The 5643-nt window shown below is 55.6% G+C and carries 9 protein-coding genes and 1 pseudogene; all 10 read right to left on the bottom strand.

Features of this window, described 5'->3' with window-relative positions; translation table 11 throughout:
• Positions 1-228: 50S ribosomal protein L16 (gene rplP, locus Q8Q83_RS15005; protein ID WP_305624933.1), on the bottom strand; the 228-nt coding region annotated here is incomplete at its 3' end.
• A 12-nt stretch (positions 229-240) separates the two neighbouring features.
• Entirely contained in the window at positions 241-927 is a 687-nt protein-coding gene (gene rpsC, locus Q8Q83_RS15000; RefSeq protein WP_305624932.1) for a 30S ribosomal protein S3, read from the bottom strand.
• 13 nt (positions 928-940) lie between these two features.
• The gene (gene rplV / locus Q8Q83_RS14995; protein ID WP_003210077.1) at positions 941-1273 is read right to left on the bottom strand and encodes a 50S ribosomal protein L22; all 333 of its coding nucleotides are present in this window, start codon (positions 1271-1273) and stop codon (positions 941-943) included.
• An 11-nt stretch (positions 1274-1284) separates the two neighbouring features.
• Positions 1285-1560, bottom strand: a complete 276-nt coding sequence (rpsS, locus tag Q8Q83_RS14990) for a 30S ribosomal protein S19 (RefSeq protein WP_010486981.1) — start codon at positions 1558-1560, stop codon at positions 1285-1287.
• A 16-nt stretch (positions 1561-1576) separates the two neighbouring features.
• On the bottom strand, positions 1577-2401 hold the full coding sequence (gene rplB, locus Q8Q83_RS14985; RefSeq protein ID WP_090255801.1) for a 50S ribosomal protein L2: 825 nt from the start codon (positions 2399-2401) through the stop codon (positions 1577-1579).
• Between the two features lie 14 nt (positions 2402-2415).
• Positions 2416-2715, bottom strand: a complete 300-nt coding sequence (rplW, locus tag Q8Q83_RS14980; protein WP_069901955.1) for a 50S ribosomal protein L23 — start codon at positions 2713-2715, stop codon at positions 2416-2418.
• The gene (gene rplD, locus Q8Q83_RS14975; RefSeq protein ID WP_305624931.1) at positions 2712-3314 is read right to left on the bottom strand and encodes a 50S ribosomal protein L4; all 603 of its coding nucleotides are present in this window, start codon (positions 3312-3314) and stop codon (positions 2712-2714) included. Before rplD ends, rplW begins: the two co-directional genes overlap by 4 nt.
• Positions 3315-3326: 12 nt before the next feature.
• Positions 3327-3962, bottom strand: a pseudogene (rplC, locus tag Q8Q83_RS14970) (50S ribosomal protein L3).
• A gap of 84 nt (positions 3963-4046) precedes the next feature.
• On the bottom strand, positions 4047-4358 hold the full coding sequence (rpsJ, locus tag Q8Q83_RS14965; RefSeq protein ID WP_010486970.1) for a 30S ribosomal protein S10: 312 nt from the start codon (positions 4356-4358) through the stop codon (positions 4047-4049).
• Between the two features lie 142 nt (positions 4359-4500).
• On the bottom strand, positions 4501-5643 hold a 1143-nt coding region (tuf, locus tag Q8Q83_RS14960; RefSeq protein ID WP_305624930.1), incomplete at its 5' end, for an elongation factor Tu.

Genomic DNA, 5643 nt, shown 5'->3' with positions numbered 1-5643 from the left:
CTTGGTAACCGGCTTGTCCGGGAAAACGCGAATCCAGATTTTCCCGCCACGCTTAACGTGACGAGTCAGAGCACGACGAGCGGACTCAATCTGACGGGCGGTGAGACGACCGCGGGCAACAGACTTCAGCGCGAACTCGCCGAAGCTGACTTTGCTACCGCGCTGAGCCAGACCACGGTTGTGGCCGGTCATCTGCTTGCGGAACTTCGTACGCTTTGGTTGCAACATTTGGCGTACCCCTTACTTAGCAGCTTTTTTACGAGGCGCGGGTGCTTGCGGCTTCAGCTCTTCGTGGCGACCACCAATTACTTCGCCTTTGAAGATCCAAACCTTGACACCGATCACACCATAAGTGGTGTGCGCTTCGTACGTGGCATAGTCGATATCGGCACGCAGGGTGTGCAACGGCACACGACCTTCGCGATACCATTCGGTACGGGCAATTTCAGCCCCGCCGAGACGACCGCTCACTTGGATTTTGATGCCCTTGGCACCAATACGCATGGCGTTCTGTACAGCGCGCTTCATGGCGCGACGGAACATCACGCGACGCTCCAGCTGCTGAGCTACGCTCTGCGCAACCAGCATACCGTCGAGCTCCGGCTTGCGGATCTCTTCGATATTGATGTGCACAGGCACACCCATCTGCTTGGTCAGGTCCTGACGCAGCTTCTCAACATCTTCACCTTTCTTACCGATAACGATACCGGGACGAGCGGTGTGGATGGTGATGCGTGCGGTTTGAGCCGGACGAGCGATGTCGATACGGCTTACGGACGCGCTTTTTAGTTTGTCTTGGAGATACTCACGCACCTTCAGATCAGCGAACAAGTAGTCCGCATAAGTCCGACCGCTGGCGTACCAGACGGAGGTGTGCTCCTTGACGATTCCCAGGCGAATGCCAATGGGATGTACTTTCTGACCCATCTGATCGACTCCGTTACTTGTCCGCAACCTTGACAGTGATATGGCAAGACCGCTTGACGATGCGATCAGCACGGCCTTTGGCACGTGGCATGATTCGCTTCAGCGAACGCCCTTCGTTGACGAAAACGGTGCTGACCTTGAGGTCATCAACGTCTGCGCCTTCGTTGTGCTCGGCGTTGGCTACAGCCGACTCCAGCACTTTCTTGATGATCTCGGCGGCTTTCTTGCTGCTGAAAGCCAGCAGGTTGAGCGCTTCGCCCACCTTCTTCCCGCGGATCTGGTCGGCGACCAAGCGGGCTTTCTGGGCGGAGATTCGAGCGCCCGACAACTTAGCGGCTACTTCCATTTCCTAACCCCTTAACGCTTGGCTTTCTTGTCAGCCACGTGCCCACGATAGGTACGAGTGCCGGCAAATTCGCCCAGTTTGTGGCCGACCATGTCTTCGTTCACCAGAACAGGGACATGTTGACGACCGTTATGTACAGCGATGGTCAGACCAACCATCTGCGGCAGGATCATGGAACGACGCGACCAGGTTTTCACCGGCTTGCGATCGTTCTTTTCCACCGCCACTTCGATCTTCTTCAGTAGGTGAAGATCAATAAAAGGACCTTTTTTCAGAGAACGTGGCACTGTCGTATCCCTCTATTTACTTGCGACGACGGACGATCATGTTATCGGTGCGCTTGTTACCACGAGTCTTCGCGCCCTTAGTCGGGAAGCCCCATGGAGACACCGGATGACGACCACCAGAGGTACGACCTTCACCACCACCGTGTGGGTGGTCAACCGGGTTCATGGCAACACCACGAACGGTTGGGCGAACGCCACGCCAGCGTTTGGCACCGGCTTTACCCAGCGAACGCAGGCTGTGCTCGGAGTTCGAGACTTCGCCCAGGGTCGCACGGCATTCGGCCAGTACTTTACGCATTTCACCGGAACGCAGACGCAGGGTCACGTAGACGCCTTCACGCGCAATCAGCTGAGCCGAAGCACCAGCGGAACGAGCGATCTGAGCACCTTTGCCCGGCTTCAGTTCGATACCGTGAACAGTGCTACCAACTGGGATGTTGCGCAGTTGCAGACTGTTGCCCGGCTTGATCGGTGCCATGATGCCAGCTACCAGCTGATCGCCAGCACTCACGCCTTTAGGGGCGATGATGTAGCGACGCTCGCCGTCTGCATACATCAACAGAGCGATGTGTGCGGTACGGTTCGGATCGTATTCAATACGCTCGACAGTGGCTGGAATGCCATCTTTGTCGTTGCGACGGAAATCGACCAGACGGTAATGCTGCTTGTGGCCACCACCGATATGACGGGTGGTGATACGACCATTGTTGTTACGACCGCCAGTCTTCGACTTCTTCTCAAGCAGCGGAGCGTAAGGAGCGCCTTTATGCAGCTCCTGATTGACCACCTTGACCACAAAACGGCGGCCAGGGGAAGTCGGTTTGCATTTAACGATTGCCATGATGCACCCCTTCCTTACTCAGCACTGCTGGCGAAATCGAGATCTTGGCCTGGCTGAAGGGAGATGATCGCCTTCTTCCAGTCGTTACGCTTGCCCAGACCGCGAGCGGTGCGCTTGCTCTTACCCAGAACGTTCTGAGTAGTCACACGCTCAACTTTCACGCTGAACAGGCTTTCGACGGCCTTCTTGATTTCCAGCTTGGTTGCATCGGTTGCAACCTTAAAAACGAATTGGCTTTTTTTATCAGCCAGAAGTGTGGCCTTCTCGGAGATGTGCGGGCCAAGCAGCACTTTAAATACGCGTTCCTGGTTCATCCCAGCAGCTCCTCGAATTTCTTCACGGCAGAAACGGTGACTAACACCTTTTCGTACGCGATCAGACTGACCGGGTCGGAACCTTGCACGTCACGAACATCAACATGCGGCAGGTTGCGAGCAGCCAGGTACAGATTCTCATCAATAGCATCGGACACGATCAGTACGTCGGTCAGACCCATGCCATTCAGCTTGTTCAGCAGGTCTTTAGTTTTCGGCGCTTCAACGCTGAAGTCCTCGACTACGACCAGACGATCAGTACGCACCAGCTCAGCAAGAATCGAACGCAATGCAGCGCGATACATTTTCTTGTTCAGCTTTTGATCGTGATTCTGCGGACGAGCCGCGAAGGTCACACCACCGCCACGCCAGATCGGACCACGAGTGGTACCTGCACGAGCACGACCGGTACCCTTCTGACGCCATGGGCGCTTACCGCCACCGGACACATCAGAACGGGTCTTTTGTTGCTTGCTGCCCTGACGGCCGCCGGCCATGTAGGCCACAACTGCTTGGTGAACCAGGGTCTCGTTGTATGCGCCGCCAAAAGTGGCTTCGGATACTTCGATTGCTTGAGCGCCATTTACATTTAATTGCATGTCAGCTTCCCCTTAACCGCGAGCCTTGGCTGCCGGACGGACAACCAGGTTGCCGCCAGTAGCGCCAGGAACGGCACCCTTGACCAGCAGCAGGTTGCGTTCAGCATCGACGCGCACTACTTCCAGGGACTGCACAGTCACGCGCTCAGCACCCATGTGACCGGACATTTTTTTGCCCTTGAATACGCGACCCGGAGTCTGGCACTGGCCAATGGAACCCGGAACACGGTGGGACACGGAGTTACCGTGAGTGTTGTCTTGGCCGCGGAAGTTCCAACGCTTGATGGTACCGGCAAAGCCTTTACCTTTGGACTGACCGGTGACATCCACCAGCTGACCAGCTTGGAATATTTCAGCGTTGATCAGATCGCCAGCCTGGTACTCGCCTTCTTCAAGACGGAATTCCCAAACACCACGACCTGCCGCGACATTCGCCTTAGCGAAGTGACCGGCTTGCGCCTTGCTGACACGAGAAGCGCGACGCTCGCCGACAGTGACTTGCACTGCACGATAGCCATCGGACTCTTAAGTTTTGAATTGAGTGACGCGATTCGGCTCGATCTCAATGACCGTAACCGGAATGGAGACACCTTCTTCGGTGAAAATGCGGGTCATACCGCACTTACGACCGACTACACCAATAGTCATGTTGTAACCTCATGAGTGTACGGGGCTTTCACCCGCTATGGCCGCCCATTTCAGAGCGTTACACGACTAAAACCTAAAGCGGTCTTAGCCGAGGCTGATCTGCACTTCCACACCGGCCGCAAGATCAAGCTTCATCAGCGCATCAACGGTTTTATCCGTTGGCTGGACGATGTCCAGAACGCGCTTATGAGTACGGATCTCGAACTGATCACGCGCGTCTTTGTTGACGTGCGGTGAAGTCAGAACAGTGAACCGCTCTTTGCGGGTAGGCAGAGGAATAGGACCACGCACCTGAGCACCAGTACGTTTCGCGGTTTCCACGATTTCCTGGGTTGATTGATCGATCAGGCGATGGTCAAAAGCCTTCAACCGAATACGGATTTGTTGGTTTTGCATTTTGACCTCAGATTCCAAGCTGCTATCCCCAACGGACGCAATACGCCCGTTAAAAGGAGGCGTGATTCTATAGACGCCCCTAGCAGGTGTCAACCCAATAAAAAAAGCCCCCGCAAGCGGAGGCTTCTTCTTAAATCATCACTTACGCGATGATTTTGGCTACGACGCCAGCGCCGACGGTACGACCGCCTTCACGAATGGCGAAACGCAGGCCTTCTTCCATTGCGATGGTCTTGATCAGAGTGACAGTCATCTGGATGTTGTCACCTGGCATTACCATCTCAACGCCTTCCGGCAGTTCGCAGTTACCAGTTACGTCAGTAGTACGGAAGTAGAACTGCGGACGGTAGCCTTTGAAGAACGGAGTGTGACGACCGCCTTCTTCCTTGCTCAGCACGTAAACTTCTGCGGTGAAGGTGGTGTGCGGCTTGACCGAACCCGGCTTAACCAGAACCTGGCCACGCTCAACGTCGTCACGCTTGGTACCGCGCAGCAGAACGCCGCAGTTCTCGCCAGCACGACCTTCGTCGAGCAGCTTGCGGAACATTTCAACACCGGTACAGGTGGTCTTGGTGGTATCACGCAGGCCAACAATTTCCAGCTCTTCCTGGATTTTGATGATGCCACGCTCGATACGGCCAGTTACCACGGTGCCACGACCGGAGATCGAGAATACGTCTTCGATTGGCATCAGGAACGGCTTGTCGATAGCACGTACTGGATCTGGAATGTAGGTATCCAGAGTCTCAACGAGCTTACGAACGGCAGTGGTGCCCATTTCGTTGTCGTCCTGACCGTTCAGCGCCATCAGAGCGGAACCGATGATGATCGGCGTGTCGTCGCCCGGGAAGTCGTAAGTGCTGAGCAGATCGCGCACTTCCATCTCAACCAGCTCCAGCAGCTCAGCGTCGTCAACCATGTCAGCCTTGTTCAGGAAGACCACGATGTACGGAACGCCAACCTGACGGGACAGCAGGATGTGCTCACGAGTCTGCGGCATCGGGCCGTCAGCAGCGGAGCAAACCAGGATCGCGCCGTCCATCTGGGCAGCACCGGTGATCATGTTCTTCACATAGTCAGCGTGACCTGGGCAGTCAACGTGCGCGTAGTGACGAATCGAAGAGTTGTACTCAACGTGCGCGGTGTTGATGGTGATACCACGAGCTTTCTCTTCCGGAGCGCTATCGATCTTGTCGAAAGCAACAACGGCGCTACCGAACACTTCGGAGCAAACGCGAGTCAGAGCGGCGGTCAGCGTGGTTTTACCATGGTCAACGTGACCGAT

The organism is Pseudomonas sp., assembly GCF_030696055.1.
In the GTDB taxonomy this organism is placed as follows: Bacteria; Pseudomonadota; Gammaproteobacteria; order Pseudomonadales; family Pseudomonadaceae; genus Aquipseudomonas.
The sequence above is the reverse complement of the archived record's forward strand: the minus strand, read 5'-3'. Positions and strand labels throughout refer to the sequence as shown.

Coding starts and splice junctions, on each gene's coding strand:
- rpsJ (WP_010486970.1), bottom strand. CDS start 4,358: ATGCAAAACCAACAAATCCGTATTCGGTTGAAGGCTTTTGACCATCGC.
- rpsC (WP_305624932.1), bottom strand. CDS start 927: ATGGGTCAGAAAGTACATCCCATTGGCATTCGCCTGGGAATCGTCAAG.
- rplD (WP_305624931.1), bottom strand. CDS start 3,314: ATGCAATTAAATGTAAATGGCGCTCAAGCAATCGAAGTATCCGAAGCC.
- rplW (WP_069901955.1), bottom strand. CDS start 2,715: ATGAACCAGGAACGCGTATTTAAAGTGCTGCTTGGCCCGCACATCTCC.
- rplB (WP_090255801.1), bottom strand. CDS start 2,401: ATGGCAATCGTTAAATGCAAACCGACTTCCCCTGGCCGCCGTTTTGTG.
- rplV (WP_003210077.1), bottom strand. CDS start 1,273: ATGGAAGTAGCCGCTAAGTTGTCGGGCGCTCGAATCTCCGCCCAGAAA.